The organism is Symbiobacterium turbinis (assembly GCF_055383075.1).
Genome location: NZ_AP042433.1, coordinates 2,433,596 through 2,459,408, shown reverse-complemented (window position 1 = coordinate 2,459,408; position 25,813 = coordinate 2,433,596). Strand labels below are relative to the sequence as shown.

Annotated in this window: 26 protein-coding genes; 19 read left to right on the top strand and 7 right to left on the bottom strand. The window is 69.1% G+C overall.

Annotated features, from left to right (window positions below):
• The first annotated feature begins 52 nt into the window (after positions 1-52).
• From moaA to ACZ45O_RS11700, 6 genes are all read left to right on the top strand, one after another.
• Positions 53-1,042, top strand: coding sequence for a GTP 3',8-cyclase MoaA (gene moaA, locus ACZ45O_RS11725; protein WP_464853167.1), 990 nt, complete (start codon positions 53-55; stop codon positions 1,040-1,042).
• 26 nt (positions 1,043-1,068) lie between these two features.
• Positions 1,069-1,560, top strand: a complete 492-nt coding sequence (moaC, locus tag ACZ45O_RS11720; protein ID WP_464853165.1) for a cyclic pyranopterin monophosphate synthase MoaC — start codon at positions 1,069-1,071, stop codon at positions 1,558-1,560.
• Between the two features lie 128 nt (positions 1,561-1,688).
• Positions 1,689-2,171 (top strand): RNA polymerase sigma factor, encoded by a 483-nt coding sequence (locus tag ACZ45O_RS11715; RefSeq protein WP_464846750.1) that lies wholly within the window; start codon positions 1,689-1,691, stop codon positions 2,169-2,171.
• Complete coding sequence (locus tag ACZ45O_RS11710; RefSeq protein WP_464853163.1) at positions 2,168-3,550, top strand: DUF4179 domain-containing protein; 1,383 nt, start codon at positions 2,168-2,170, stop codon at positions 3,548-3,550. The genes ACZ45O_RS11715 and ACZ45O_RS11710 overlap by 4 nt, the downstream gene beginning before the upstream one ends.
• A 172-nt stretch (positions 3,551-3,722) precedes the next feature.
• Positions 3,723-4,247 carry a hypothetical protein gene (locus ACZ45O_RS11705; RefSeq protein ID WP_464853162.1) on the top strand — a complete coding sequence of 175 codons (525 nt, stop codon included), beginning with the start codon at positions 3,723-3,725 and terminating at the stop codon, positions 4,245-4,247.
• A 178-nt stretch (positions 4,248-4,425) separates the two neighbouring features.
• Positions 4,426-5,112, top strand: a complete 687-nt coding sequence (locus ACZ45O_RS11700) for a hypothetical protein (protein ID WP_464853160.1) — start codon at positions 4,426-4,428, stop codon at positions 5,110-5,112.
• A 3-nt stretch (positions 5,113-5,115) separates the two neighbouring features.
• Here the strand turns inward: ACZ45O_RS11700 and ACZ45O_RS11695 are convergent, their stop codons facing one another.
• Positions 5,116-6,813, bottom strand: a complete 1,698-nt coding sequence (locus ACZ45O_RS11695; RefSeq protein ID WP_464853158.1) for a PHP domain-containing protein — start codon at positions 6,811-6,813, stop codon at positions 5,116-5,118.
• A gap of 247 nt (positions 6,814-7,060) precedes the next feature.
• Here ACZ45O_RS11695 and groES point away from each other — a divergent pair, with 247 nt between their 5' ends.
• From groES to ACZ45O_RS11680, 3 genes are all read left to right on the top strand, one after another.
• Positions 7,061-7,354 carry a co-chaperone GroES gene (groES, locus tag ACZ45O_RS11690; protein WP_464853156.1) on the top strand — a complete coding sequence of 98 codons (294 nt, stop codon included), beginning with the start codon at positions 7,061-7,063 and terminating at the stop codon, positions 7,352-7,354.
• Positions 7,355-7,372: 18 nt separating this feature from the next.
• Positions 7,373-8,998: a chaperonin GroEL gene (gene groL, locus ACZ45O_RS11685; RefSeq protein ID WP_464853155.1), complete on the top strand. Its 1,626-nt coding sequence runs from the start codon at positions 7,373-7,375 to the stop codon at positions 8,996-8,998.
• 98 nt (positions 8,999-9,096) lie between these two features.
• Complete coding sequence (locus tag ACZ45O_RS11680; RefSeq protein WP_464853154.1) at positions 9,097-9,879, top strand: HAD family hydrolase; 783 nt, start codon at positions 9,097-9,099, stop codon at positions 9,877-9,879.
• Positions 9,880-9,886: 7 nt separating this feature from the next.
• Here the strand turns inward: ACZ45O_RS11680 and ACZ45O_RS11675 are convergent, their stop codons facing one another.
• Positions 9,887-11,056, bottom strand: coding sequence for a hypothetical protein (locus ACZ45O_RS11675; protein WP_464853152.1), 1,170 nt, complete (start codon positions 11,054-11,056; stop codon positions 9,887-9,889).
• Between the two features lie 242 nt (positions 11,057-11,298).
• Here ACZ45O_RS11675 and ACZ45O_RS11670 point away from each other — a divergent pair, with 242 nt between their 5' ends.
• The 4 genes from ACZ45O_RS11670 to argJ all read left to right on the top strand — a co-directional run bounded on the left by ACZ45O_RS11670 (position 11,299) and on the right by argJ (position 15,587).
• Positions 11,299-12,588, top strand: a complete 1,290-nt coding sequence (locus ACZ45O_RS11670) for a hypothetical protein (protein ID WP_464853151.1) — start codon at positions 11,299-11,301, stop codon at positions 12,586-12,588.
• A 166-nt stretch (positions 12,589-12,754) separates the two neighbouring features.
• Complete coding sequence (argC, locus tag ACZ45O_RS11665; protein ID WP_464853150.1) at positions 12,755-13,801, top strand: N-acetyl-gamma-glutamyl-phosphate reductase; 1,047 nt, start codon at positions 12,755-12,757, stop codon at positions 13,799-13,801.
• A 41-nt stretch (positions 13,802-13,842) separates the two neighbouring features.
• Complete coding sequence (locus ACZ45O_RS11660) at positions 13,843-14,370, top strand: N-acetyltransferase (protein WP_464853148.1); 528 nt, start codon at positions 13,843-13,845, stop codon at positions 14,368-14,370.
• A gap of 8 nt (positions 14,371-14,378) precedes the next feature.
• The gene (argJ, locus tag ACZ45O_RS11655; RefSeq protein WP_464853146.1) at positions 14,379-15,587 is read left to right on the top strand and encodes a bifunctional glutamate N-acetyltransferase/amino-acid acetyltransferase ArgJ; all 1,209 of its coding nucleotides are present in this window, start codon (positions 14,379-14,381) and stop codon (positions 15,585-15,587) included.
• A gap of 131 nt (positions 15,588-15,718) precedes the next feature.
• On the opposite strand, the gene ACZ45O_RS11650 is transcribed toward argJ, so the two are convergent.
• A complete protein-coding gene (locus ACZ45O_RS11650) occupies positions 15,719-15,913 on the bottom strand; it encodes a ribbon-helix-helix domain-containing protein (protein WP_464853144.1) in 195 nt (64 codons plus the stop codon).
• A 325-nt stretch (positions 15,914-16,238) separates the two neighbouring features.
• Between ACZ45O_RS11650 and ACZ45O_RS11645 the strand changes: the two genes are divergently transcribed.
• Both ACZ45O_RS11645 and ACZ45O_RS11640 read left to right on the top strand, forming a co-directional pair.
• Positions 16,239-17,003 (top strand): MerR family DNA-binding transcriptional regulator, encoded by a 765-nt coding sequence (locus ACZ45O_RS11645; protein ID WP_464853143.1) that lies wholly within the window; start codon positions 16,239-16,241, stop codon positions 17,001-17,003.
• Between the two features lie 5 nt (positions 17,004-17,008).
• Positions 17,009-18,010 (top strand): C45 family autoproteolytic acyltransferase/hydolase, encoded by a 1,002-nt coding sequence (locus tag ACZ45O_RS11640; protein WP_464853142.1) that lies wholly within the window; start codon positions 17,009-17,011, stop codon positions 18,008-18,010.
• 110 nt (positions 18,011-18,120) lie between these two features.
• Here ACZ45O_RS11640 and ACZ45O_RS11635 read toward each other — a convergent pair whose 3' ends face one another.
• The 4 genes from ACZ45O_RS11635 to ACZ45O_RS11620 all read right to left on the bottom strand — a co-directional run bounded on the left by ACZ45O_RS11635 (position 18,121) and on the right by ACZ45O_RS11620 (position 21,570).
• The gene (locus ACZ45O_RS11635; RefSeq protein WP_464853141.1) at positions 18,121-18,366 is read right to left on the bottom strand and encodes a MoaD-like domain-containing protein; all 246 of its coding nucleotides are present in this window, start codon (positions 18,364-18,366) and stop codon (positions 18,121-18,123) included.
• 4 nt (positions 18,367-18,370) lie between these two features.
• Positions 18,371-18,649, bottom strand: coding sequence for a ubiquitin-like small modifier protein 1 (locus tag ACZ45O_RS11630; RefSeq protein ID WP_464853140.1), 279 nt, complete (start codon positions 18,647-18,649; stop codon positions 18,371-18,373).
• On the bottom strand, positions 18,650-20,461 hold the full coding sequence (locus tag ACZ45O_RS11625; RefSeq protein WP_464853139.1) for an aldehyde ferredoxin oxidoreductase family protein: 1,812 nt from the start codon (positions 20,459-20,461) through the stop codon (positions 18,650-18,652).
• Positions 20,462-20,604: 143 nt separating this feature from the next.
• On the bottom strand, positions 20,605-21,570 hold the full coding sequence (locus ACZ45O_RS11620) for a sigma-54 interaction domain-containing protein (RefSeq protein WP_464853138.1): 966 nt from the start codon (positions 21,568-21,570) through the stop codon (positions 20,605-20,607).
• A gap of 300 nt (positions 21,571-21,870) precedes the next feature.
• On the opposite strand from ACZ45O_RS11620, the gene ACZ45O_RS11615 reads away from it, so the two are divergent.
• The 4 genes from ACZ45O_RS11615 to ACZ45O_RS11600 all read left to right on the top strand — a co-directional run bounded on the left by ACZ45O_RS11615 (position 21,871) and on the right by ACZ45O_RS11600 (position 25,581).
• A complete protein-coding gene (locus tag ACZ45O_RS11615) occupies positions 21,871-22,332 on the top strand; it encodes an NUDIX domain-containing protein (protein ID WP_464853137.1) in 462 nt (153 codons plus the stop codon).
• Positions 22,333-22,365: 33 nt separating this feature from the next.
• The gene (locus ACZ45O_RS11610; protein WP_464853136.1) at positions 22,366-23,334 is read left to right on the top strand and encodes a hypothetical protein; all 969 of its coding nucleotides are present in this window, start codon (positions 22,366-22,368) and stop codon (positions 23,332-23,334) included.
• Positions 23,335-23,461: 127 nt separating this feature from the next.
• Positions 23,462-24,343 carry an acetylglutamate kinase gene (argB, locus tag ACZ45O_RS11605; RefSeq protein ID WP_464853135.1) on the top strand — a complete coding sequence of 294 codons (882 nt, stop codon included), beginning with the start codon at positions 23,462-23,464 and terminating at the stop codon, positions 24,341-24,343.
• Positions 24,344-24,357: 14 nt separating this feature from the next.
• A complete protein-coding gene (locus tag ACZ45O_RS11600; RefSeq protein WP_464853134.1) occupies positions 24,358-25,581 on the top strand; it encodes an acetylornithine transaminase in 1,224 nt (407 codons plus the stop codon).
• The last annotated feature ends 232 nt before the right edge of the window (positions 25,582-25,813 follow it).

The following is a 25,813-nucleotide window of genomic DNA, read 5'->3' as shown; positions in this document are numbered from 1 at the left end:
GATTCGGGCCCGCGTCTGCCAGGTCTGACCGAACAGAAAGGGGGCGTTGCCCGTGATTGACCAGTGGGGCCGAAAGATCAACTACATGCGCATCTCTGTGACCGACCGCTGCAACCTTCGCTGCGTGTACTGCATGCCCCTGACCGGTGTGAAGCTGGGACCGCACAGCGAGTACCTCACGTACGAGGAGCTTCTGCGGGTCGTGAAGGCCGCGGTGAGCCTGGGAATCGACCGCATCCGTGTGACCGGCGGCGAGCCGCTGGTGCGCAAGAATATCGTCGAGTTCCTGGCGCAGCTGAAGCCGCTGGGCGTGACCGACCTTTCGCTCTCGACCAACGGTCTGCTCTTCACCCCCATGGCGAAGGAACTGAAGGCCGCGGGGGTCGACCGGCTGAACATCTCGCTGGACACCCTGCGTCCGGACCGGTTCACGAAGATCGCCCGGCTGAACGGCAGCCCCGCGCAGGTGCTGGAGGCGGTGGAGACGGCCCTCGATCTGGGCATGGAGCCGGTGAAGCTGAACATGGTGGTCATCCGCGGCTGGAACGACGACGAGATCGCCGACATGGCCCGGCTGACCATCGACCGGCCGATTCACATGCGCTACATCGAGGTCATGCCGTTCTCGGAGGCATACACGTTCACCTGGGACAACCTGGTGCCCGCCGCCGAGATGCGGGAGCGGCTGATGGATGCTTTCGGCGACCTGGAGCCGGTACGTGAGGGCGTGAAGGGCAACGGCCCGGCCAAGTACTGGCGGCTGCCCGGCGCGAAGGGCACGGTGGGCTTCATCTCGGCCGTGACCGAGTGCTTCTGCGCCGACTGCAACCGGATCCGCCTCTCGGCCGACGGCAAGATCAACCCCTGCCTGGGCCACGTGCACGAGGTGGACCTGAAGTCGGTCATCCGCGATCCTGCGAAGACGGACGAGGACCTGAAGAACGCCCTGGCCGATGCCATCCTCAGGAAGCCGCGGGAGCACAACTTCGACGACGCGGAGTCTGACCACACCCTGCGGGTGATGCACGGCATCGGCGGGTAGCCGGGCGGCTGGAGGGAACGGAGAACATGGCTGAACTGACCCATCTGGACGAGCACGGCCGCGCCCGCATGGTCGACGTCGGCGCGAAGCCGGAGACCGAGCGGGTGGCCGTCGCCCGGGCGGAGGTGAAGATGCGCCCCGGGACCCTGGCCCTGATTCAGTCGGGCGGGGTGCCCAAGGGCGACGTGATCGGCGTGGCCCGGGTGGCGGGCATCATGGCCGCCAAGCGCACCGGGGAACTGATCCCCCTCTGCCACCCGCTGCCCATCACGCAGGCCAGCGTCGACTTCGCCTTCGACGAGGCTGGCAGCCGGGTGCTGATTGAGGCCCGGGTCTCCACCGTCGGCAAGACCGGCGTGGAGATGGAGGCGCTCACCGCCTGCTCGATGGCGGCGCTCACCATCTATGACATGGCCAAGGCCGTGGACAAAGACATGGTGATCGGGGCCGTCCGGCTGGTGAAGAAGAGCGGCGGCAAGAGCGGGACGTACATCCGCCCCGGTGAGGATGTGGAATGAGTGCAGACGCCCCCGCGCCGAGTTTCGGCGCGGGGGTTTTGATGTACCGGCGACGGTGCGAGGGCCGCGAACGGAAGTTGCTCTTCCGCCCTCTATCTGTGTGAGATCACTCAGGGAAGGACTGCACCATGGACTACTTTCAGCTGCTGCGCGCCCACCAGGGCTACCTGGAGCGGATCGCGCTGGCGATGCTGGGGAACCGCGCCGACGCCGAGGACGCCCTGCAGGAGGCGGCGCTGGCCGGCTACCGGCACTTCGGCCAGCTGCGGGACGAGCACGCCTTCGGCGCCTGGATGCGGCGGATCCTGATCCGGCAGTGCCGGCAGATCCTGGAGCGCCGCCGGCGATCCTTCCCGGTGGAGGACCTGGCGGCATACTTGCCCGATACGGCCCCGGGGCCGGATGCCGAGGCGACGGCGATCTGGGAGATGGTCGCGCGCCTCAGCGACCACCTGCGCCCGGTGGTGGTGTTGCGCTACATGCTGGACATGTCGCAGCAGGAGGTGGCCGAGGCCCTGGGCATCCCCGTGGGCACGGTGAAATCGCGCCTGGGCAAGGCGCTGGCCCTGCTGCGGGAGATGGAGGAAGCGGAGAGGAGGGCGGCGCGATGACGGGCCGCGACGACTTTGAGCACCGCCTGAGCCAGGGGCTGAAGCGCTGGGCGCAGGCCGGTGAGCCGAGCATGGACCTCGAGGCTTATGTTCGGGGGGATGCGGTGCGCCGCACCCGCCGGCGGTGGTCATGGCTGGGAGGCGCGGCCGCCGCGGCGGCAGTCGCCCTGGCACTGGGTCTCACCTTCCCCCGCTGGGCAGGGGCGGCGGCCGAGCTGCCGCTGGTGGGCCCCGTCATCACCCGGATCATCCTCGAGGACGCCGGGCTGAAGTGGGCGTACGACAGGGGGCTGATCGACGGAAACGTGGCCGAGGTCACGCAGAACGGCGTCACGGTACGCATCCTGGGCGTGGTGGCGGACGCCCGGCGCACGACGGTGCTCTACCGGGTGTTGGGCGCGCCTGGCAGCCCGCACCGGGATGGGGCGCCCGTGCCGGTGGATTCACTCATCACCCCTCCGCGGCCGGTGGATTCGCTCGTGATCCCTCCGCGGACGGTGGAGCCTGTGGTTGGGTTTATCGACACCGTGAACGGCCAGGGTGCCACCAGCAGCTTCATGTACCCGGAGGAGACGCCTCTCGGCCATTTCGGCGTCCTGTCCACGCTGCCGCTGGAGACGGAGGAAGCCGAACTCGGTTTGACGTTCCGGGTGGGCGATGAGGAGATCCGGCTGACCGTACCTGCCTCTCGCCAGGAGACCGACAAGTTCTCCCGGGAGGTGGCCGTGAACCAGACGCTGGAGCACGACGGCGTGCGGGTGACGGTGGAGAGCGTGATCTACACCCCGGCCGAGACCGTGGTCCGGTACCGGGAGGAGAAGGAGCATTTCCAGGGTTCGCTGAGATGGGATCCTGAGGTGGAGTACAACTACCTGGAGGTGGACGGCCGGCGGTATCCTGAGTCGAGCAAGAGCAGCATCGGGGTCGACGATGTCTACCACATCGCCTTTCCGCCGATGGAGGGGCCGTCCAGGCTTGTCCTGAGGCCCCGGGTCAAGGGTGTTCCGATTGAGGCCGTCTGGCCCCTGGAGGAGGGTGCCGTGGCTGAGGTGATGGGCGTGCCGATCACGCTGGTGGCGTTTGAGCAGACCCCCGATGGCGTTGGCTTCCGCTGGGAAATGCCGGACGTTGAGCCGCTCCGGGGGATCGCCGGGTTCGAGGTCATCGATGCAGAGGGGCAGGCGCATCCGCTGGGGCCGCAGGGACAGGCGTCGTGGGCAAGCACGGCCAATTTCGTGAGCGAGGGCGTGCGCCATCAGCGGTACGCTTCCGGTCTCTCCGAGGGGGTGGAGCCCGTGGCCGTCCGGGCCACGCGGGCGGCGGTGGCGGTGGAGGGGCCGTGGGTGTTTGAGCTGCCCGGCCCGGAGCCCAACGGCTGACCACCGGCCGGATATTCACCCTTCGCGGCGAGTGAGCGGGTGTAGGCGGCGTGGGCAGGGTTGATCCGGGTGGCGGGACGGTGGCGCGATCCAGTTCCTCTAACCGCTCGATAATTCACCAGCAGGAAAACCGTAGTCAGGCCGCGTACTGTAGAGGTGAAACCCCTTTGAGGTGATCATCATGCTGCAGCTGCGGCTTCAGACGGCGCTCCTGCTGTTCCTGGGACAGATCCTGCTGGGAGGCCTGGGCTGGTTCTTCTCCGGCCGGTTCCCCTGGGTCGGGCTGCCCGCGGCCCTGGTGCTCCTCTGGTTCGTCTGGAGACTGGGCATCGTCTTCCGGGAGGAGGCCGAGCGGCGCACCCGGCGGTACCGCACGTCGATGGCGGCGTGGACCGCGCTGCTCTCACAGCTTCCGGGCCTGCTCCTGTTGCATTACTGGGCGCCGGACTGGATTCACTCGCTCTGGCAGGGGGCCTTCCTGCCCATATCGGCCTTGCTGGAGCGGTACTGGCCCGGGGTCGGCCAGGCGGTCGCCCCCTGGCTCTGGGCGTCTGCCGCCCTCATCATCCTGCTGTTCGCCCGCGCTGCGAAGGCCGAGGGACCTCCGCCGGCTCCGGCCGCGCCCGCCAGGCCCGGGGAGTGGGTGCCGGCGCGTCGGCTGGCGGACGTGCAGAAGCGAGGCGTAAAGGTCCGCTGATCGCAGCGGGCGGAGCGACATCGGCACAGATCCTGGATGTCGAATGTGCGCACAGGTTGTCAAACGGCCGAAATTTTGTGCGAATAATCTGTAAGGGAAAAGGATGGACCTTTGGCTCCGGAGAATTCCCCTCCATGTTCAGATGGGGGGGATTCGTGTGCTGCGCAGGGAGAGAAGAGTGAACCGTCCAGCGTTCCTGTTGCTGCGGTCCCGGCCGGGGGACGCCGGGGTCCGGCCCCTCGCGGCGCCCTTTGCCTCACCCGACATCACGGTGGGGCCGGACGGGCGCCCGCGGGCGGTCGTGTGCAACCTGGGCTCCCGGGAGGTCGTGGCCACCACCGAGTTCTACAGCGTGCCCGCCGGCCTTCCGGTCACGGCCGAGAATGCGCGCCTGGTGGGCACGGGCAATCCGGCGATCATCGGCCCCGGCCAGGCGGTGACGGTCAGCTGCTCCGAGGTCTGGCTGCACCGGCAGGCCGACGTCCTGGTGGTCATGACCTTCCACCCTGAGCTCGATCCGGTCTCGCGGCCCTTCGATGCCCTGGCCGACCGGCACGTGGGCCAGATGAACTACGCGTGGGTCGGCACATACGCCGGGAGACTGCCCGACGGGGACGTGCGGGTCGAGATCCGCCCTGCGCCCCAGGGGCTCTTCCGGCTGAAATTGTTCCAGGAGGGCGCCCGGTTTCCCCGGTGTGACCGCGTCATGAAGCCCCAGGGGCACCGGTTCTACTGGATGGAGGTGGAGGGCAGCCTCCGGATGCTCTTCGACCTCACGGTAGTGGACAACAACCGGATGACGCTGGGCGTGGGCCCCCGGGGGGCGCCGCCTAGGAGCGGCCTGCTGACCCGGGTGACGGCGTGACGGTCAGGCCGGGCTGGACCGCCCCAGCCACTCGAGCAGTTCGGGCAGATCCCAGGCGTTGACCACGTCCCCCGGCTCGATCCAGCCCCGGCGGGCCTGGCCTACGCCGTAGGGGAGCAGCTCCAGCTCCCGCACCGAGTGGGCGTCGGTGTTGATGACCAGCTTCACCCCCGCCTCCTTCGCCATGCGGGCATGCTCGGCGGAGAGGTCGAGCCGTGAGGGGCTGGCCGAGATCTCCAGGGCGGTGCCGGTGCGGGCGCAGGCCTCCAGGATGCGCGGGAAGTCCAGGGCCATGGGCTCCCGGCGACCGATGACCCGGCCGAAGGGGTGGCCGATGATGTCGACGTGGGGATTTTCGATGGCCCGGAGCAGCCGCTCGGTCTGCTCTGCCTCGGAAAGGCCCATGTGGCTGTGGATGGAGGCCACCACCACGTCCAGTTCGGCCAGGATCTCATCGGGGTAGTCGAGCGTGCCGTCCCGCAGGATGTCCACCTCGGCTCCCGCCAGCAGCCGGAAGTCCGACCACTGGTCCAGGCGGCGGATCGCCGCCACGTGCTCCCGCAGCCTCTCTGGGCTCAGGCCGCGGGCGATGCGCAGCGACTGGGAGTGATCGCAGATGGCCAGGTACTGGTGGCCCATCGCCCGGGCCGCCTCGGCCATCTCGGCCAGGGTCGCCGTGCCGTCAGAGGCGGAGGTGTGCACGTGCAGGTCGCCCTTCAGGTCGGCGCGTGCAATCAGGCGGGGGAGGCGGCGGGCCAGGGCGGCGGCGATCTCGCCGCGTCCCTCCCGCAGCTCCGGCGGGATGAAGAGGAGCCCCCGGGCGCGATAGACCTCGGCGTCGGCCTCGTCGGATTCGCCCGGGCCGCGATCCGCCGGAACGCTCGCACCGGGATCTGCCGGAACGTCCGCACCGGATTCCGTCAGGGTCACGGGCGCTGTTGCCATCCTGGCGACCTCGGCCACGTGGGCCGCCGATCCCGTCCGCTCGAACAGCGCCGCGGCGAAATCCTCCGGCGCCACCACCAGCGGATCCAGGGGCAGGGGCAGCGGGGGCAGGCCGTCCAGGAAGGCGCTGACCGCAGCGGGGTCCCGCGTGGCGATGACGAGGTCGATGTCCGCGACGGTCTCCGCACGCCGGCGGATGGAGCCCGCCACGGCGACCTGCTGCACGGCGGGGTGTGCCCGGAGCCGAGCAGCCACTGCCTCCGCGATGGGCACGGCGGCGCCGATGGAGAGCCGGTCCGGCCGGCGGCGCGCCTGGGCTACGGCCGCGAGGAGCGCAGACTCCTTGCGGGGCCCGAATCCCGGCAGGTCCCGCAACCGGCCCTCCCGAGCGGCCAGTTCCAGGGCCTCGAGGCTGTCGATGCCGAGCCGCCGGTAGAGCAGCATGGCGGTCCGGGCGCCGAGGCCGGGCACCCGGGTGAGGTCCAGCACGCCGGGGGGAACCGCCTGGCGCAGCTCCTCCAGGTAGCCGATTCGGCCCGTCTCCACCATCTCCGCGACCTTCGCGGCGATGGCCTTGCCGACGCCGGGGACGCGCGTGAGCCGGCCCTCCCGCACCAGGTCGGCCACCTGTTCGGGCAGGAGGCCCAGGGCCTCTGCCGCCCTGCGGTAGGCGCGGACCTTGAACGGGTCGCCGCCGGTGAATTCCAGCAGGTCTGCGATCTCGTAGAGGGCTTCTGCCACGGTCAGGTTGTCCACCGTCCCACCTCCCCGCTCATTCTACCCGAAGCGGCGCCCGGAGGAACAGCGGCAGAGAAGAGCCGGCCCGGACAGCCGGCAGGATCCAGGCGCGCCCCAGGGCTGGTTCGCAGCGGCAGCGGCGAGGGCAAAAAAAGCGTTCGGAGGGACTTGACTCCCTCCGGTTCCTTTTCTATCATAGGTCATGGTGTTAGCACTCGGGCGGAATGAGTGCTAACAGATTCAGCACTGAGGAGGGACCTTCAAGATGAACATCAAGCCGTTGGGCGCTCGGGTCGTCATCAAGGCGCTCGAGAAGGAAGAGCGTACCAAGAGCGGCATTGTGCTGCCCGACACCGCGAAGGAGAAGCCCCAGCAGGGTAAGGTCGTCGCCGTGGGCCCCGGCCGCACCCTGGAGTCCGGGACGAAGGTGGAGCTCGAGGTCAAGGAGGGCGACACCGTTATCTTCTCCAAGTACGCGGGAACCGAGGTCAAGATCGACGGCGAGGAGTACATCATCCTGGACGGCGAGCGCGACATTCTCGCGATCGTTCAGGGCTAAGGGGAGGTCTGTAAATAGATGACTGCGAAGCAGATTATCTTCGACGAGTCCGCCCGGCGTAAGCTGCAGACCGGTGTGGATGCGCTGGCCAATACCGTGAAGGTCACCCTCGGTCCCCGCGGCCGGAACGTCGTGCTCGACAAGAAGTTCGGCGCCCCTGCCGTCGCGAACGACGGTGTGACGATCGCTCGTGAGATCGAACTGGAGGATCCCTACGAGAACATGGGCGCCCAGCTTGTGAAGGAGGTCGCCACCAAGACCAACGACGTCGCGGGCGACGGCACCACCACCTCCACTGTGCTGGCCCAGGCCATCGTGAAGGAGGGCCTGAAGAACGTCACCGGCGGCGCCAACCCGATGATCCTGAAGCGGGGCATCGAGAAGGCCGTCGAGGTGGCGGTTGAGGAGCTGCGCAAGCAGGCCATCCCGGTCGAGACCAACAAGGCCATCGCCGAGGTCGCGGCCATCTCCGCCAATAACGATAAGGAGATCGGCGACCTGGTCGCCAAGGCCATGGACACCGTCGGCAAGGACGGCGTGATCACGGTCGAGGAGTCCAAGACCATCCAGACCGAGCTGGAGACCGTCGAGGGCATGCAGTTCGACCGGGGCTACGTCTCGGCCTACATGGTCACCGACACCGAGAAGATGGAGGCCGTTCTGAACGAGCCGTACATCCTCATCACTGATAAGAAGATCTCCGCGGTTCAGGACCTGCTGCCGGTGCTGGAGAAGGTCGTGCAGCGTGGCAAGCCCCTGCTGATCATCGCTGAGGACGTCGAGGGCGAGGCCCTGGCCACCCTGGTCGTCAACAAGCTGCGCGGCACCCTGCAGGTCGCGGCCGTCAAGGCTCCGGGCTTCGGCGATCGCCGCAAGGCCATGCTGGAGGACATCGCCATCCTGACCGGCGGCGAGGTCATCTCCGAGGAGCTGGGCCGCAAGCTGGAGAACGCCACCGTCGAGATGCTCGGCCAGGCCCGCCAGGTCCGCGTCGAGAAGGAGCAGACCACCATCATCGACGGCGCCGGCTCCGCCGAGGCGATCAAGAACCGGGTTGCCTCTATCAAGCGGCAGATCGAGGAGACCACCTCTGACTTCGACCGCGAGAAGCTGCAGGAGCGGCTCGCCAAGCTGGCCGGCGGCGTGGCCGTCATCAAGGTCGGCGCGGCGACCGAGGTCGAGCTGAAGGAGAAGAAGCTGCGCATCGAGGACGCCCTGAACGCCACCCGGGCGGCCGTTGAGGAGGGCATCGTCGCCGGTGGCGGCGTGGCTCTGCTCCAGACCCAGAAGGCCATCGACGAGCTCATCCAGACGCTCGAGGGCGACGAGAAGGTCGGCGCCCAGATCGTCCGGCGTGCGGTGGAGGAGCCGCTGCGCTGCATTGTCGAGAACGGCGGCCTCGAGGGTTCCGTCGTCGTCGAGAAGGTGCGCAACCTGCCCTCCGGCCACGGCTTCGACGCCCTGAACGAGGAGTACGTGGACATGATCGCCGCCGGCATCATCGACCCGGTCAAGGTGGCCCGTACTGCCCTCCAGAACGCCGCGTCCATCGCTGCGCTCATCCTGACCACCGAGGCCCTGGTCACCGAGAAGCCGGAGAAGAAGGAGAACAACGCTCCGAACCCGGCCATGGACATGATGTAGTTCCACCGAGCGGCAGATCGACCCCCTGGCATGAGGCCGGGGGGTCTTTTTTCGCTCGTAGTATGGTAAGATGACGCAAATAGCAGGAGGTGGAACATTTGGTCAGGGCTGTCGTCTTCGATCTGGACGAGACGCTGATCCTCGACGAACCCGTCACACGGGAGGCCCTGGCGGCTGCCGCAGCGCTGGCCGGGCCGCGCGCGGATGCCGACCGGCTGGCGGCCCGGGCCTGGGAAGAGGCCCGTCGCCTGTGGGCTGAGGGGCCGCACGCCGCCTACTGTGAGCGCATCGGCCACAGCGCGGGGGAGGGGCTCTGGGCCCGGTACGACCGGGGAGAGCACCCGGAGATCCTGGGGCTCAGGGCGTGGGCGCCGGGCTACCGCGTGGCCGTCTGGTGGAATGCGCTGGCGGAGCAGGGGGTGCGGGACGACGCCCTGGCCGAGGCGATGGCCGAGCGCTTCGCGGCGGCGCGCCGGCGGTATCCGCGCTACCCCGAGGTCGACCCGCTGCTGGCCGCCCTGCGGGAGCGGGGCTACCTGCTGGGCATCGTGACCAACGGCGTGCCCGACCTGCAGCGCACCAAGCTGGCCGGCTCCGGCCTGGAGGCCGAGTTCGACGCCGTGGTGATTTCGGGGGAGATCGACTGCGGCAAGCCCGATCCGGGGATCTTCCACCACATCTGCCGCGAACTGGGCGTGAAGCCGCAGGAGGCGGTCATGGTGGGCGACAACCCCGGGCGCGACGTGGCCGGCGGGCGGGCCGCCGGCCTGCGCACCGTATGGGTGCAGCGGGGCGGCCGGGCGCGCGATGAACGTTACCCGGCCGACCTCGAATGTACAGATCTGTCGGTTCTGCTGCCGTGGCTCTCGGAGTTACAGTAAAGGGCCTTCAGGACTCCGCCAGGCGCACGCCGATGATCGCCGCAACCCGCTCCGTGGTCTGCAGCACCTCGGCCAGGGGAGCCGGCGGGGCGTCGATCATGTCGGCCATCCAGGCGCCCCGCAGCCGCTCGCGCGCGCCCTCGCCGATGGCCCGGGCCTTCCAGACGGTCTCGTACTGCTCAGGCAGCCGGTAGAGGTAGAACTGGCGCAGGCGCCGCTCGGCCGCCTCGCCTGCAACGAGCAGCGGCTCCAGCTCTGCCGCGAGCCGCTCGCCGGGGGCCTTCAGGTCTCCAGCGGCCTCACGCAGGTCGGCGATGGCCTCGAGCCGCAGCCGGCGCACGTAGCCGAAGAACGGCAGCCCGTCGCGGAAGGGCAGGGCCCACGTCGCCCACCAGATTACGGGGAGCAGCACGATGAAGGGGATCGACCAGGGAACGCTGGACAGCCAGAGGGCGTTGAGCGGCGCTGCCGCCATGAGCAGCAGGTTCAGGACGCCCCAGCCCACCACCCAGGCAAACGCCTGCGTGTACCGCTGCCGCAGGGCCGCCACCGCGAGGTTGAGCGTCTTCAGCTGGCTCTCCGCGGCCTGCTCTGCCGAATCGGTCACTGCGCGCACCTCATCGGGCAGACGCAGGAGTCGGTTCTCCAACTCCGCCGTCTCCCGCTGGAGCTTCAGGGCGGACAGGGCGTCGGCCTCGGCGCCCAGGGTCAGGGCAGACTGCGGGCCGCTCAGCCTCCCCAGGGCCTCGGAAGCCAGGCCCCGGGCTTCCGCCGGGTCTTCCGCGATGACCATCTGGGCGCGGATCAGGGCATGCACCCCCAGGGCCCATCCCGTGAGGGCTGCGGCCTCGGCGCCCTCGCAGCTGTGCAGCCGGAACAGGGCCGACTCACACTCCTTCAGGGCATCCGCGTAGTGCCGCCGGCAGGTCAGGTAGTCCCGGGCTGTGGCCGCTCGCTGGCAGTGGGCGCGCACGGCCAGCAGGTGACCGAGCGCCAAGGTGATGTCCTCCCGGTGTGCGGGTTCCTCCTTCAGGCGGGCCGACAGGTCTTCGACATTGCCGATGTCGTCCGCAGGCGGCCTGCCGGTCCAGGGAGCGGCGAACAGGCCGTCGGCGGTGCGCTGCGCAAACGGTTCGTGCGGGGTTGCCGCAGGGCGCGGACGGACGATGTTCGTCATACGATCAGCCCCCCTTCCGTGGAGAAGCGGTTTCCTCCCTCACCTTCACCTTACCATTGGGTCGGGTGTCCGAAAATGCCAGTTCAGAACCATTCTTGGACAATTCTAATAGCACATTCGTCGTGATTTTCCGCACGCCTTACGTACCGGCTGCGGGGGCGGGTGACCGCCACGAGAGAGGAAATGATGAGCGAATGGCCGAACGTTTAATGCTAAACCATTCCCGGGCGGGAGGGATTCGGGTGGACGGTCACTACCAGGAGCAGCCTGAGACTCGTGTGGAGCGGTACCTGGTCGGTGCCCTGCTGCTGGCCGTCTTCCTGACCGCCGGCTGGCTGGTCGCGCGCATCCGGGCCACCCCCGGCGCAGCGCATCCGCTGGAGTTCACCGGCCTCTTCCTGCTGCTGGCCCTGGCGGCATACCTCGGGCTGCTCGCTTACGAACTGCTCACCGTACACTATGTGCTCGGCGAGCAGCAGCTCAGGGTGGCGCAGGGGCGCCGGATGGTGGTGTTCGACCTCCTGCAGCCCATCCGGCTGCACCGCTGGCTCCACCGCTGGGAAGGGAGCGGCTCGGCGGCCGCCGATCTGGGCGTCCCGGAGGTGGAGTGGTACCCGCCGCTTGCGCTGGTGCGCACCGGGTTCTGGGTCGTGATGGGTTGCGACCAGACCGGCCGGCCGCGTGCGGTTGCCCTGCGGCCGTCGCCGCGGCTGCTGGCCCTGCTGCGGGAGTGGGCGGCGCCCAGGTGGGGGAAGAAGATGGCGAGGCTGCTGATCGCTGAACTGCTGCTTCTGGTGCTGACTGCGCTCTTCGCGGCCGTGGGGTTTCCCTGGCTCTCAGGCCGGCCCCCCGCATGGCCGCTTCTCAGCATCGGCTTCCTGATGGCCCTGGCCTTCGTCGCGCTTTATGCCCTGGCCAACCTGGCCGCACGGCGCCTGCCGGAGCCGGCTCTGCTGATTGTAGGCCTGCTGGCCCTGGGTCTCATCCAGATCGGCCCGGGTGGTCCGGGCGCCTGGGTTAGCCTCGCGGCGGGGATCCTGCTCGCGCTGCTCGGCCGTGCGCTGGGACGGGGCGCGGGCGCAAGCCTGTACGCCTACGCCGTACCGCTGCTGGCGGTGCGCTGGCTGCTGGTCCCCCTGGCCGGCTCCGGCGAGGCCGTGCTCAGCCTGGCGATGCAGTGCGGCACGATATACTTCTTCGCCCGTGGGCTGGTCCGCCTGGCGTTCCCCACTGCGGCCGAGGGGGACCCCTCGGCCGCGCCGCTCGTCCGCCGGCCGGTGCCGGACCGGGTGGCGGGCCTGGTGGAGGCGGCCAGCCGGCGCCGGGCCCTGCCTTACGCGACCCGCGAAGACGGCAGCCGCGATGAGGAGGCGATCTCCATCCGCTGCAGCCCCGCGGAGGCTGCCCAGCTGGCCGACCGGCTGCGCGCTGCCCTGGAGGATCACCCCGCTGAGGTGATGCCGGGCGTGCGGGTCGGCGATGAGGTCGAGCTGGTCATCCGGATGAAGCGGGACGCGCCCGATCGCGCGTGACGGCCGGTTTCCAGCAAGATTGCTCCCGGGCTCTGTCCACCAGAGCCCGGGATTGGTTTAAGATGAAGGGGTCTGCCGCGCGCCGGCGGCGCATTCCGGGGATTGCATCTTTATACACATAGAGTTATGATTATGCAACAAGAACAGGGGCAGGGAGGCCGGAACGATGACGATACGTGTGGGAGTCGCCGGAGCCACGGGGTACGCCGGCGTCGAGCTGATCCGGCTGCTGACCTTGCACCCCGAGGTCGAGGTGGTGCTGGCCGGCACCGAGAGCTACCAGGGGCAGCGCCTGGCCGAGGTCTACCCCCACCTTGCCGGGCGTGCGGACCTGGTCGGGCAGGAGGCGACGCCTGAGGCCCTGGCGGCGTGCGACGTGGTCTTCACCTCGTTGCCCCACGGCCTCACCATGGGCCTGGCACAGGCGGTGCTGGCGGCCGGCCAGCGCCTGATCGACCTGGGGGCCGACTTCCGGCTGCGGGACGTGGCCATTTACGAGCAGTGGTACAGGAAGGCGCACACGGCCCCTGACCTCATGGCCGAGGCGGTCTACGGCCTGCCGGAACTCTACCGGGGGCAGATTCGGGGCGCACGGCTGGTGGGCAACCCCGGCTGCTACCCCACGGCGTGCGCGCTGGCGGCGGCGCCGCTGCTGAAGGCTGGTGTGGTGGAGTCCTCGGGCATCATCTTCGACGCCAAGTCCGGCGTCTCCGGCGCCGGGCGCGGGGTGAGCCTCGGCGTGCATTTCTCCGAGGTCAACGAGAACTTCAAGGCCTACAACATCGCCGGCACCCACCGGCATACGCCCGAGATCGAGCAGACCCTCACCGATCTGGCCGGCGAGCCGGTGGTGGTCAGCTTCACGCCGCATCTGGTGCCCATGACCCGGGGCATCATGGCCACCGGCTACTTCACGCTGAAGGCCGACCGCACCACCGAGCAGCTGGTGGACCTGTTCCGGGAGTTCTACGCCGGCGAGCCCTTCGTGCGGGTGCGCCCGGCGGGAGAGCTGCCGACCACCAAGCAGGTCTGGGGCTCCAACTACTGCGACATCGGCCTGCGGGTGGACCCGCGCACGGGTCGGGTGCTGGTCATCAGCGTCATCGACAACCTGGTGAAGGGTGCGGCCGGTCAGGCCGTCCAGAACATGAACCTGCTGTTCGGTCTTCCCGAGACCGCCGGTCTGCAGCCTACCGGGCCGGTCTATCCCTGAGCCGGAAGGCTCCCATCCATCTCCCCCGGGGAGGGGTTCTCATGCAGTTTCGGAAGGCCGTCATGGCCGACATTCCCGCGGCCCACGAGATCATCAACGGCTACGCGGCACAGGGGCTCATGCTCCGGCGGCCGCTGATGATGCTCTACGAATCTGTGCGCGACTTCACGGTGGCGGTGGACGACGACGGGCGCGTGCTGGGCGTGGCCGGCCTGCACATCATGTGGCGTGATCTGGCCGAGATCCGCTCCCTCGCCGTGCGGCCGGGCCTCACCGGGCAGGGGGTGGGCCGCGGCCTGGTGGAGCACCTGCTGGAAGAGGCGCGCCAGCTGGGGCTGAAGCGGATCTTCGCGCTCACCTACCAGCCGGGCTTCTTCGCGAAGTGCGGCTTCGAGGTCGTGCCGAAAGAGCGGCTCCCGCAGAAAGTCTGGAAGGAATGTGTGTACTGCGACAAGTTCCACAACTGCGATGAGATCGCGATGATGCGGCTGCTGGTGCCGCCGGAGGAGCTGGACGAGGAGACGTTCGAGATCCCGCTGGTGGCCCGGCCCAACTGGGTGAAGGGGTAGGTGAGGAGATGCGGAACGTGGCGGGCGGCGTGACGGCGCCGGCCGGCTTTGTGGCCGCCGGCGTGCGCGCGGACATCAAGGGGAACGGCGGCGACAAGAAGGACGTGGCCCTGCTCGCCTCGCGGGTGCCCTGCACGGCAGCCGGCGTCTACACCACCAATCTGGTGAAGGCGGCGCCGGTGGCGCTGACGCGGGAGCGCACGGAGACGGGCCGGCTGCAGGCCGTTGTGATCAACTCGGGCAACGCGAACGCCTGCACGGGTGAGCGGGGGTTGAAGGACGCGGCCGAGATGGCTCGGCTGGCCGCGGAGGCCCTGGACATCCGCCCCGAGCTGGTGGGCGTGGCCTCCACCGGCGTGATCGGCGTGCCGCTGCCGATGGACCGGGTGGCGGCGGGCATCGCCGCCGCGGCGGCTGCGCTCTCGGAGGCGGGCGGCGACGACGCGGCCCTCGCCATCATGACCACCGACACCTATCCGAAGCAGACCGCAGTGCGGCTGCGCCTGGGCGGGGCGGACGTCACCATCGGGGCGATGGCCAAGGGCTCCGGCATGATCCACCCCAACATGGCGACGATGCTCGGCTTCGTCACCACCGACGCCGACGTGGACGCCGCGGCCCTGCGCGCCGCTTTGAAGGAAGCCACGGAAGCCTCGTTCAACATGATCACGGTCGACGGCGACACCTCGACCAACGACATGGTCCTGGTGCTGGCCAACGGCCTCGCGGGCAACCCGCGGGTCACGCCGGGAACCGATCTCTACCGGGCGTTTGCCGAAGCGCTGACCGCCGTGCTCACCCACCTGGCGAAGGAAATTGCCCGGGACGGCGAGGGCGCGACCAAGCTGATCGAGGTGCGGGTGAGGGGGGCCCGCAGCACGGCCGACGCCCGGATGGCGGCCCGGGCGGTGTGCGGCTCCAGCCTGGTGAAGGCCGCGGTGTTCGGCGAGGACGCCAACTGGGGCCGGGTCTTGGCCGCCCTGGGCTATTCGGGGGCGCAGTTCGACCCCGGGAAGGTGGACCTGTGGCTGGGCGACGTGCAGATGATGCGCGCCGGCGAACCGCTGTCCTTCGACGAGGCGGCCGCGGCGCGGGTGCTGAGCGGGAAGGAAGTCGTCCTCACCGCCGATCTGCACGCCGGCGAGGCCGAAGCCACGGCCTGGGGCTGCGACCTGACGTACGACTACGTGAAGATCAACGGCAGTTACAGGACGTGACCGCGCAACAAGGATGCCCCATCCAAAGCAACAACCGAGCCCCGGAAGCCGACGCTGCTTCCGGGGCTTTCTGTGATGGAAGCCCACCGCCCGCCAGCCGCCTCCCCGGCGGTCGAACCGTCTTCCCAGACTTACATGATATCGTACTTCCGCAGCAGGTCGTCCAGCGCCTCCCGCAGCAGCACCGACTCCTTCTTCTTCAGTTTTTCCGCCAGCTTCTTCAGACGGGCCACCTGGGAGGTGGTGTAGTAGCAGGAGCGCAGGACCATCTCCTCCCGGCCGGGCAGCCCGACGCTGTTTTGCCCGGCCTCCTTGGCCTGAAACATGGCCTGAGGCCGCCGCGGCCCTCGCGGCGAAGTCGGCGCGAGCGGCGCGCTCGCTCCGCCCCTCCGCAAGCATCGCGATCAGCTGGTCGCCGACCTCCCGGCCCGCCCTGGCGTTGATCTCCCCAACTCCATCCAGATCCAGCGAGGCCGGCGAGCCGATCTCGTCCTGCTCCAGGGCGCTTCGGAGGGCCTCCCGAAACGGCTCGCGGGCGAGGATCCCGGACACCGCGTCGCTCACGGAAGTAGCGAGCGATGAGCCGCCGCGGAGGGTTGACCCTAAAGTTACTTGAAGGTTTATCATGGTGGCCAGGAGGTCGAGCGGCAGGTGCTGACGATCAAGCAGTTCAGCCGGATCACCGGCATTCCGGAGTCCACCCTGCGCTACTACGATGCGCAGGCCGTCCTGCGGCCCGAGCAGCGGGGCGAGAACGGCTACCGGCTGTACGGGGCCGACCAGGTGCTGCCCGCCAAGTTTCTCTACAGCCTCCGGCTGGCCGCGGTGCCGGTGGAGGAGGTGCGCGCCTTCCGGCAGGGGGATGCGCAGCAGCAGCAGGCGGCGCTCTCCCGCTGGTACGACGAGCTGGGCGAGCGCATCGCCTGGCTGGAACTGGCCCGCAGGTATATCGAGAGCCTGAGGCGCGGCGGCTCCGAGGTCGTGACCCTGCAGGTCATCCCGCGCGAGCAGGTCGCCTGGTTCCTCCATGACGGGCCGGTGGGCGGCTTTGCGCCGCATTACGACCGCCGCCAGCGCGAGCTGACCGCGGCCGGCTTCACGCTGCACAGCGCCTACTTCCAGTACGTGGCCGACGTGGCACCGGGGCGCGTAAGGGGCAAGGTCGGCTTCAGCGTCAGCGGCCTGGGCGCCCGCCTGCCTGAGGGCGGCGAGCTCGAAGAACGGCCCTCGCTCCTCGCGCTGTCGCTGGAGCACCGCGGCCCCATAACCGAGGTCGAGGGCAGCTACAGCAGGATCCACGCGTTCATGGCGGAGCACGGCTGGCAGGCCGCGGGGCCGGCCCTGGAGCGCTACCCGGTCGGTCCGCCCGACCTCTACGTCGAGATCCTGATCCCCATCCTGCGATTGGAAAGGTGATGTACGTGCAGCGGTTTACCAAAGAGGTCTCGTTTGAGCGTCTGCCCTCGCCGCAGCGCAGCCCCGGGGCCTGGCAACCCCACATCTCCCGCCACTGGTCGCTGCGGATCAACCGGTCCGAACCGCCCTTCCTGGGAACCGCCGAAGTGCGCGCGTTGCTGGGCCGCCACATGCCTGAGCTGCTCCCGGACTTCGATGCCCTGCTGCCCCTTTACGACGATCAGCCGGGCGCCGCCCAGGGGCTGGCGCTCTACAACCAGCGGCCCTTCTGGTCGGGCTGCTCGGTGCAGGTGGACCGCCGTTCCGAAGGCAGCACCCTGCTGCGGAACTACGACCTCGGGGTGGATGACTGCCCCTGCGCCTTCCGCTTCGAGGAACTGGCCGGGGGCGGCTGGATCCTCGGTTCCGCCGAGGGGGGCTGGGGCTATCTGGACGGGATGAACGACCGTGGGCTCGCCGTGGCCCTGACCTTCGGCGGCCGGTTCGTCACCGGTCCCGGCTTCACGGTTATCCTGGTCATCCGCTGGCTCCTGCAGGCGTGCGCCTCGGTGGACGAGGCGCTCCTGCGGCTGGCCGAAGCGGCGATTCCGCACCGCATGGCGCAGAATCTCGTCCTGCTCGACCGCTCCGGCGCGCATGCGGTGGTCTACCTCTCGCCCGATCGGGAGATGGTGGTGGAGCGGGGGCTCGTGGGCTGCACGAACCACCAGGGCCGGGTTGAGGTCCCCCAGCACGGGGCCTTCACCCGCACGGAGGAGCGGCTGGCCTACCTGCAGGCGCACGACGGCGCCCTCACCCTGGCCGACTTCCTGCGGCCGCCGCTGTATCAGCAGCGGTACCTGGAACACTTCGGCACGCTCTACTCGGCGGAGTACGACCCCGCGGCCGGTAGGCTGCGCCTGGCGTGGCCCGGGCGGGAGCTGGCGCTCACGCCGGAGTCGGAGCCGACCCGCTTTTCGGTGACCTACACCCAGGCGGCCCCGGCCGGGCCGGCGATGCCGGGCTGACCGGCCCGCGGGCTCACCAAGGGGCGGGCATTCCGGGCGATCGGCGCGCAGCAACACACAGGCCCCGGAAGCGGCATGCGCTTCCGGGGCCTTTCCACACGCGATCCCCACTATCCGCCCGCCCGCATGGCACGCAGGCGGAGGCCTTTCTCCACCGCCGCCACCGCGGCGGCGTCGCCGGTGAAGGTCACCACCACCCGGGGCCACACCGCCCCCAGGGCGTGGTGCTCGCCGGCCTCCAGCCGGGCCGTCCAGCCCGGGCCGGCCACCGTGCCGTCCGGCCTGGGCGTGCCGCCCAGGCTCACCAAGTACGCCCGCACCTGCTCAGGCGTACTGCCCCGCAGGTCCAGGACCATTGGCCTACCCCCCTGCAGACGGCGGGAAGATGGCGACGCTGTCCTGCTCGGTTACCGGCGTCTGCAGGTCCTGCAGGTCGCGGATCAGCCGGCCGTTCAGCATAATGTTCACGTGGGGGAGGAGCGCGTCCCCCTCCGGCGTTACCACGTGGGGCCTGAGGGCAGGGCGAAGCGCGAAGAGCCGCTCCAGCAGGTCGGCGATCGTGCGCCCCTCGCCCAGGTCCACCTCGACCCGGCTGCCTCCGCCGTACTGGCGCAGGTTACCGAACAGCTTCACGATCACTTAGATGATCTCCAGTTCCTTCAGCTTCTCCTCGGTCACCACGCCGTCCTTCCAGCCCCGCAGCTTGTAGTACTCCTCCAGCATGACGGGCAGCTGCGACAGCATGCCGGCCGAGTTGTGGGTGGCGGGCTCGGTGAAGAACCGCTTGGGCAGCGTGTCGTCCTCGCCGGTGAACCCGTTCAGGTTGTTGTAGTAGCGCTCCAGGTTATAGACCCGCTCGCCGATGCGCATGGCCTCCTCAGGCGTGATGTCGTCCATGCCCGTGAGCTCACGCACCTGGGCGGAGAACTCCTCGGCGCCCTGCGCGAAGCTGGCGAACTTGCAGACGTCCATGGAATCCATGAAGCCGAACAGATCCTGGAACGTCTTCAGCAGCTCGGCCTTGCCCTCGGTGACCGTGCGGTCGGTGGCGAACGGAATGCCGGCGATCTCCGAGGCGATGGTGTAGCCCCGCAGGTGGCAGGCGCCGCGGTTGGAGGTCGCGTAGCCCAGGCCGATGCCCTGCACGCCGCGCGGGTCGTAGGCCGGCATGGCCTGGCCCTTGACCGACAGCGCCATGTCGGGGTCGCCCAGGATTTCCGCAGCCTTTGCCGCGCCGTTGGCCAGGATGTCGCCGAAGCCCTCGCGGTAGGCGGTCTTGCGGATCAGCTCCGACATCTTCTCGGCGTCGCCCCAGTTGATGACCTCCGGCGTCAGCCCCTTCTCGGAGGCCTCCATGGCCATGCCGAGGGTCACGCCCATCTCGATGGTGTCGAGACCGTAGTCGTTGCACTGGTCGAGCATGTAGATCAGCGGCTCGCGGTCGCCCAGCCCGCACTGCGCGCCCAGGGCCCAGGCGGTCTCGTACTCCATCGACTCGGTCTTGGCCTTCCAGCGGCCCTCCTTGACCTCGACCTCCTTCTTGCAGTGAACCGGGCAGGCGTGGCAGACGGGGTCGGACACGTGGTTGAACTCGCGGAAGGCCTCACCGCTGATGGCCTCACCGTGCTCGAAGTGGCTCTCCTTCGCGTTGCGGGTGGGCAGGGAGCCGGCCTCGTTGAGGATGTTCATCAGCACGTTGGTGCCGTAGATCGAGAGGCCGCCCTTGTTGGGCGCCGTGAGCGCGCCCGCGTTGATCGCCTTCTGACCGGCGCGCACGGCCTCCTGGAAGGCCTCCTTCCGCTCGGGCGCCGGCTGCGGCTGACCGGAGCGGTCGCCGATGATGACGATGGCCTTCAGGTTCTTCGAGCCGCCCACGGCGCCGGTGCCGCCGCGGCCCGAGGCCCGGTCGTGCTCGTTCAGCCAGCCCGCGAAGCGCACCAGCCGCTCGCCCGCGGGGCCGATGGCCATGACGGAGGTGTTCTCCTTGCCGTACTTCTCCTGCAGGGCGCGCACAGTGGCCCGGACGCCCAGCCCCCACAGGTGGGTGGCATCCTCGATGGTGACGGTGCCGTCCTTCACCACCAGGTAGACCGGCTTCCAGGCGCGGCCCTTGATCAAGAGGCCGTCAAAGCCCGCCCAGCGCAGGCGCGCCGCGGTGAAGCCGCCCATGTGCGAGTCGGTGATGGTGCCGGTGAGCGGCGACTTGGTCACAATGGCCAGGCGGCCCGACATGGGAACGGCGGAGCCGGTGACGGGGCCGATCATGATCGCCATGAGGTTGTCGGGGGAGAGGGGGTCGACTTTGGGCCCGTTGTCAAACACGAACTTCACGCCGAGGCCGCGGCCGCCGATGTACTTGCGGAGCTGTTCCTTCTCCACGGGACCGTACTCGATGTTGCCGCTGGTCAGGTCGATGCGTGCGATGCGGTGTGCGTATCCACCTAAGGTCATAGGCAGTCCCTCCATCTCCGAGCATTTTTGCGATCCATCCATGGGGTAAATGCAAGTTCGGTGCCAACGAAGATGCGGAGTTTGCGGCGTGCCTGGGGGCAAGAAAGGTGTCCCGCGCGGGACACCTGTATGAGACACCTGTCTCACTCCACCTGCCGCTTGAGCCGGATGCCGTACAGCTCGAGCTTCCGGTACAGGGTCGACCGGCCCATCCCCAGGGTGCGGGCCGCGGCCGAGACGTTGCCGCCGCAGGCGTCCAGCGCGTCCCGGATGGCGGTCTCCTCGCCCGCCGGCCCGGGTTCGGCCTTGGACTTGGGCAGCGGCGGGAGGGGCAGGAGTTCGGCCGGGTCCTCGTCGAGGGTGACGGCCAGCTGCACCAGGTTGAGCAGCTCCCGCACGTTCCCCGGCCAGTCGTACCGGAACAGCTGCCTCCAGGAGCTGAGGGGCAGGCGCGGCACCGGACGGCCCAGGTGCCGGTAGCCGTGCACGATCAGCGGAATGATGTCGCGGGGCCGCTCCCTGAGAGGCGGCAGGTGGACCGGGATGACGCTCAGCCGGTAGAACAGGTCCTGCCGGAACTTGCCCTGACGCACCATCTCCCGGAGGTCGCGGTTGGTCGCGGCCACGATCCGCACGTCGACGGGAATCGGCTTGTGCCCGCCCACGCGCACCACCTCGCCCTCCTGCAGGGTGCGCAGCAGGGCCACCTGCGCCTCGTAGGGCAGTTCGCTGACCTCATCGAAGAACAGGGTGCCGCCGTCGGCCGACTGGATCAGCCCGGTGCGGCCCTTCGGGTTGCCGCCCGTGAACATGCCGGGCTCGTATCCGAACAGCTCGCTGGTCAGGAGATGGGGCAGCAGCGTGCCGGAGTTGATCGCGACGAAGGGGCCCTTCGCGCGGTTGCTGGCCGCGTGGATGGCGCGGGCCACCAGCTCCTTGCCGGTGCCCGTCTCGCCGGTGATCAGCACGGGGGCCGAGGTCCGGGCCCCCCGCCGGGCGATCTCCAGCACCCGCAGCCAGGCCGGGTCGCGTCCGACCATTTCGGCGAACGGGTCGGGACCGGGGCCCGTGTCCACCGGGGCTTCGGCGTCCTGGATCGACGAGCGCATCTCCCCACCTCCCCAAGAAGTCCGCCCCGTCCACTCCGATGCGTAACCCCGGAAGCGCAAACGCTCCCGGGGTGCAGGGAGAAGAGCCTGCGCCTCAGGCAGGCGCATCACGTGCAGGCGGAGCGCACGCTCTCACCTACATCCTTCGCCCTCCTTTCCCGTCTCCCTGTGCCTAATGCCCAAAAATGGTCCGAGTTGATCCGATCTATACTTTTTATCTATGTAAGACTACGGCGCGGGCAGGAAGGCATGACCAAAGGCAGAAATCATAGAGAATCGGCTGAGCGGGAGGGAGAGAGCGTGACCAAGCGTCAGAAAGCGTACGCCCTCATCGTGGAAAATGGCCGCCTGCTGCTGGTCCGGTACTACTACCCCGACGAGGACGCCTGGTACTGGAACTTCCCGGGGGGCACCCTGGAGCCGGGGGAGACCCTGGAGGAGGCCCTGCGGCGGGAGCTGATGGAGGAGTGCTCGGTAGAGGTTGAGGTGGGACCGATGGTCCTGAAGGAGGCCCCGCCCGGCCGGGACTACGTCCGCTACTTCTTCCGGTGCCGCATCAAGAACGGCCGCCCGCGGGTGGGGTCAGACCCGGCAACCAACGATTCCATCGGGGCCCTGGAGTGGGTGGACCTGACCGATCCGGGCCGCTGCGGCGGCTGGGGGCGCCGGAACCTGCCGCAGGTGGCGCGGGTGCTGGGCTTCGAGCCCCGCCGGCGGCGCCGGCTGCCGCCGCCCATTCCCCGCCGGGCGGCGCAGAAGTAGCGGCGGATCGCCTCGCAGAGGAGGGCAACTGGGGTGCCGGTTCAGGTTCTGCGCGCCCGCTGGTGGGAGAGGTGGGTGCTGGCGGCGCTGGCTGCAGTGCCGGTCCTGCAGCAGTACGTGCTGTGGGCAGCGAATGCGAGGGAAGTCGACTACATCAATATCCTGATATTCCTTGGTTTTCTTGGCCTGGTGGTGGAGCGGCGGAGCCGCCTCACGGTGCTGACGGGTCCGGTGCTCCGCCTGGGGCGCTGGCTGGGTGAGGACGTGATTCCGCTGGCCGCCGCCGAGGTGAAGCCGCTCACGACAGGCTGGCAGATCCGGTGGAATGACGGCCGCGCCGTCAGGCGGCTGTCCGTGGTCACCCCGCGTGCGTTCCAGGAGGCCGTGGAGCGGGCAGCGGAGCAGGCCGGGGCGGCTCTTCCCGGCGAAGTGCCGCGCACGCCCCGGGAGGCCGTGCAGGCCGTGCCATGCCTGCTCCGCACGGCGGCACGGACCCGTGCGGCGGGCTTTGTGCTCGTCATCGTGCTCCTGGTTCTCCTCAGCGTATGGCTGGATCACCCGGGGTTGCTGTTCGGGGTTCCGGTGCTCTACTGGTTTCACGATCGCATTTTCGCCGGCACGACCCTCGTGCTTTGCGACCGCACCCTCTGGTTCCTGAGCAACCAGGGTCCGATGTATCAGGTTCCGCTGGATCGCATCCGGTCGGTTGAGCCGATCGGGCGGAGGCAGGTCCTGCTCCACCTGGATGACCCCCGGTATCCCGCCCTGAAGCTGGTCCGGCGCCGCAGTTTCCGCTGCGGCACGTGCGACCGGCGCACGGGCGGCCGGTGCAGCGACCGCCGCACAGGCGACCGGCGTGCAGGCAGCCGGCGACACGACGGCCGACCTGGTCGTTCCGGAGGGGTACCTCCGTTGTGCCCTCTGCGGCCGGCCTGCGCGGGGAAGTCCGGGGCCGGGAGCCGTACACATCTGCGACCGGTGCCAGCACAGAGCGCGCTATGAGGCGCAGGAAGCGGGCCACGGCCTGCAGGGAAGGGAGCCGCTGCCCATGTGAGGGCGGGCGGCTCCCCTTGCATATGAATGCATGTTGAAGTATAATTATGCAATCACACCGCAGGAGGCGGGATCCGTGGATCAGCAGGCGCTCGACAAGGCGGCGGTGCTCGCGGAGGCGCTGCCGTACATCCGGCAGTTTTCGGGCAAGACGGTGGTCATCAAGTACGGCGGCGCGGCGATGGCGGCCGCCGACCTGAAGGCTGCCGTCATGCAGGATATCGCCCTGATGAAATACGTGGGCATGCACCCCATCGTGGTGCACGGCGGCGGGCCCGAGGTCTCGCAGATGGCCCGGAAGATGGGCATCGAGTCCCAGTTCGTGGACGGGCTGCGGGTGACCGACGCGGCCACCATGGAGATCGCGCAGATGGTGCTGGTGGGCAAGACCAACCGGGAGATCGTCACCCACCTGTGCGCCCAGGGCGTGAAGGCGGTGGGCCTCTCGGGGCAGGATGCCGGTCTGATCCGGGCCGTGCGCCACCTGCACCGCTCGGCCCAGACCGGCGAGATGGTGGACCTGGGCTTCGTGGGCGACGTCGCGGCGGTGGACACCGAGGTGCTCTCCGCCCTCACCGCCGCGGGCTTCGTGCCGGTCATCGCTCCCATCGGCGTGGGGCCCGGGGGGCAGCCGTACAATATCAACGCGGACACGGTGGCCGGCGCCATCGCCGCCGCCATGAAGGCGGAGAAGCTGGTGCTGTTGACCGACGTGGAGGGGGTCCGGGCCGACAAGGACGACCCCTCCAGCCTGCTGAGCCGGGTGACGGCGCAGGAGGTGCAGGCCTGGATGGCCAGGGGCAAACTGGAGGGCGGGATGATCCCCAAGCTCCAGTGCTGCCTCACCGCGCTGGAGGGCGGCGTCAACCGCGTGCACATCATCGACGGACGGGTGCCTCACAGCCTGCTCCTGGAAATCTTCACCGACGAGGGCGTTGGCACCATGGTGATCAAGTAGCGGAGGGGATGGCGATGGCGGGCAAGACCGGAACCGAGAGCGCGGCCCTGATGGCCCGGGCAGACCGGCACACGATGCAGACCTACGGGCGGTATCCGATCGTCCTGGTGCGGGGGGAGGGGGTGCGCTGCTGGGATGCCGACGGAAAGGAGTACCTGGACTTCCTCGGGGGCATCGCCGTCAACGTGCTGGGCCACGCCCACCCCGAGTTGGTGTCGGCGATCGCCGCCCAGGCGGCCACCCTGATCCACTGCTCCAATCTTTACTACAGCGCCCCGATGGCCGAGTTGGCCGAGCTGCTGACGCAGAACGGCGGGCTCGACCGGGTGTTCTTCTGCAACTCGGGGGCCGAGGCCAACGAGGGCGCCATCAAGCTGGCCCGGAAGTACCAGTGGCGCAAGGGGCTGAAGGAGAAGAACCGCATCGTCTCCCTCACGCACTCCTTCCACGGCCGCACCCTGGCCACGGTGACGGCCACGGCGAAGCCGGCGATTCAGGAGGGCTTCGGCCCGCTGCCGGAGGGATTCGACTACGCGGAGGCAGGCGACGTCGCGGCCCTGAAGGCCGCAGTGACCGAGCGGACCGCCGCCGTGATCCTGGAGCCGGTGCAGGGAGAGGGCGGTGTGCATCCTCTGTCCCGGGAGTATCTGGAGGCTGCCCGGGCCCTCTGCGACGAGTACGGCGCCCTGCTGATCTTCGACGAGATCCAGTGCGGCATGGGCCGGGTGGGACACCTGTTCGCCTACCAGGCCTTCGGGGTGAAGCCCGACATCATCACCCTGGCGAAGGGGCTGGGCGGCGGCGTGCCCATCGGGGCCGTGTGCGCCACGGAGGAGGCCGCCCGGGGCTTCGCGCCGGGCGACCACGGCACCACCTTCGGCGGAAACCCCCTGGCGTGCGCCGCGGCGCTGGCCACGGTGAAGACGCTGTTGGCGGAGGAGCTTCCGGCCCGCGCCGGAACGATGGGCGAGTACCTGCTGGCGGGGCTCAGGCGGCTGCAGGCGAAGCACCCGGGCCTGGTGAAGGAGGTTCGGGGAATGGGGCTGATGCTGGGGATGGAGCTGACCCGGCCGGCCAGGCCGGTGCTGGAGAAGTGCCACGAACTGGGGCTGCTGGTCAACGTGACGGCCGATACCGTGGTGCGGCTCCTGCCGCCGTACATCATCACCGAGGCGGACTGCGACCGGGCGCTGGAGATCCTGGATCAGGCGCTGAGGGCGGTGGCGAAGGACGCATAGGTGCGGTGCGGTTGGGCAGAATAGTTGAGGCCCGGTGATGCACACCGGGCCGGCGGCTGCCGCTATCTGGCTGCGACACAGGGTAGGATCACGCACCTACCCCTTACAAGTAGAGGGATAGGAGTTTCAGTATGAGCACAATGAGTTGGAGCCAGAGGCACAACTCTTCAAGTGTGCGCATGCCTTCCTTCCGTTTTGATCAACAAGGCGGCCGCCAAGACGTAACACAAGG

What these genes read in the sequence shown, in the direction of transcription:
- moaC (WP_464853165.1), top strand. Translation starts at nt 1,069, where the DNA reads ATGGCTGAACTGACCCATCTGGACGAGCACGGCCGCGCCCGCATGGTC.
- ACZ45O_RS11715 (WP_464846750.1), top strand. Translation starts at nt 1,689, where the DNA reads ATGGACTACTTTCAGCTGCTGCGCGCCCACCAGGGCTACCTGGAGCGG.
- ACZ45O_RS11710 (WP_464853163.1), top strand. Translation starts at nt 2,168, where the DNA reads ATGACGGGCCGCGACGACTTTGAGCACCGCCTGAGCCAGGGGCTGAAG.
- groES (WP_464853156.1), top strand. Translation starts at nt 7,061, where the DNA reads ATGAACATCAAGCCGTTGGGCGCTCGGGTCGTCATCAAGGCGCTCGAG.
- groL (WP_464853155.1), top strand. Translation starts at nt 7,373, where the DNA reads ATGACTGCGAAGCAGATTATCTTCGACGAGTCCGCCCGGCGTAAGCTG.
- ACZ45O_RS11675 (WP_464853152.1), bottom strand. Translation starts at nt 11,056, where the DNA reads ATGACGAACATCGTCCGTCCGCGCCCTGCGGCAACCCCGCACGAACCG.
- argC (WP_464853150.1), top strand. Translation starts at nt 12,755, where the DNA reads ATGACGATACGTGTGGGAGTCGCCGGAGCCACGGGGTACGCCGGCGTC.
- ACZ45O_RS11660 (WP_464853148.1), top strand. Translation starts at nt 13,843, where the DNA reads ATGCAGTTTCGGAAGGCCGTCATGGCCGACATTCCCGCGGCCCACGAG.
- argJ (WP_464853146.1), top strand. Translation starts at nt 14,379, where the DNA reads ATGCGGAACGTGGCGGGCGGCGTGACGGCGCCGGCCGGCTTTGTGGCC.
- ACZ45O_RS11650 (WP_464853144.1), bottom strand. Translation starts at nt 15,913, where the DNA reads ATGTTTCAGGCCAAGGAGGCCGGGCAAAACAGCGTCGGGCTGCCCGGC.
- ACZ45O_RS11635 (WP_464853141.1), bottom strand. Translation starts at nt 18,366, where the DNA reads ATGGTCCTGGACCTGCGGGGCAGTACGCCTGAGCAGGTGCGGGCGTAC.
- ACZ45O_RS11625 (WP_464853139.1), bottom strand. Translation starts at nt 20,461, where the DNA reads ATGACCTTAGGTGGATACGCACACCGCATCGCACGCATCGACCTGACC.
- ACZ45O_RS11620 (WP_464853138.1), bottom strand. Translation starts at nt 21,570, where the DNA reads ATGCGCTCGTCGATCCAGGACGCCGAAGCCCCGGTGGACACGGGCCCC.
- ACZ45O_RS11600 (WP_464853134.1), top strand. Translation starts at nt 24,358, where the DNA reads ATGGCGGGCAAGACCGGAACCGAGAGCGCGGCCCTGATGGCCCGGGCA.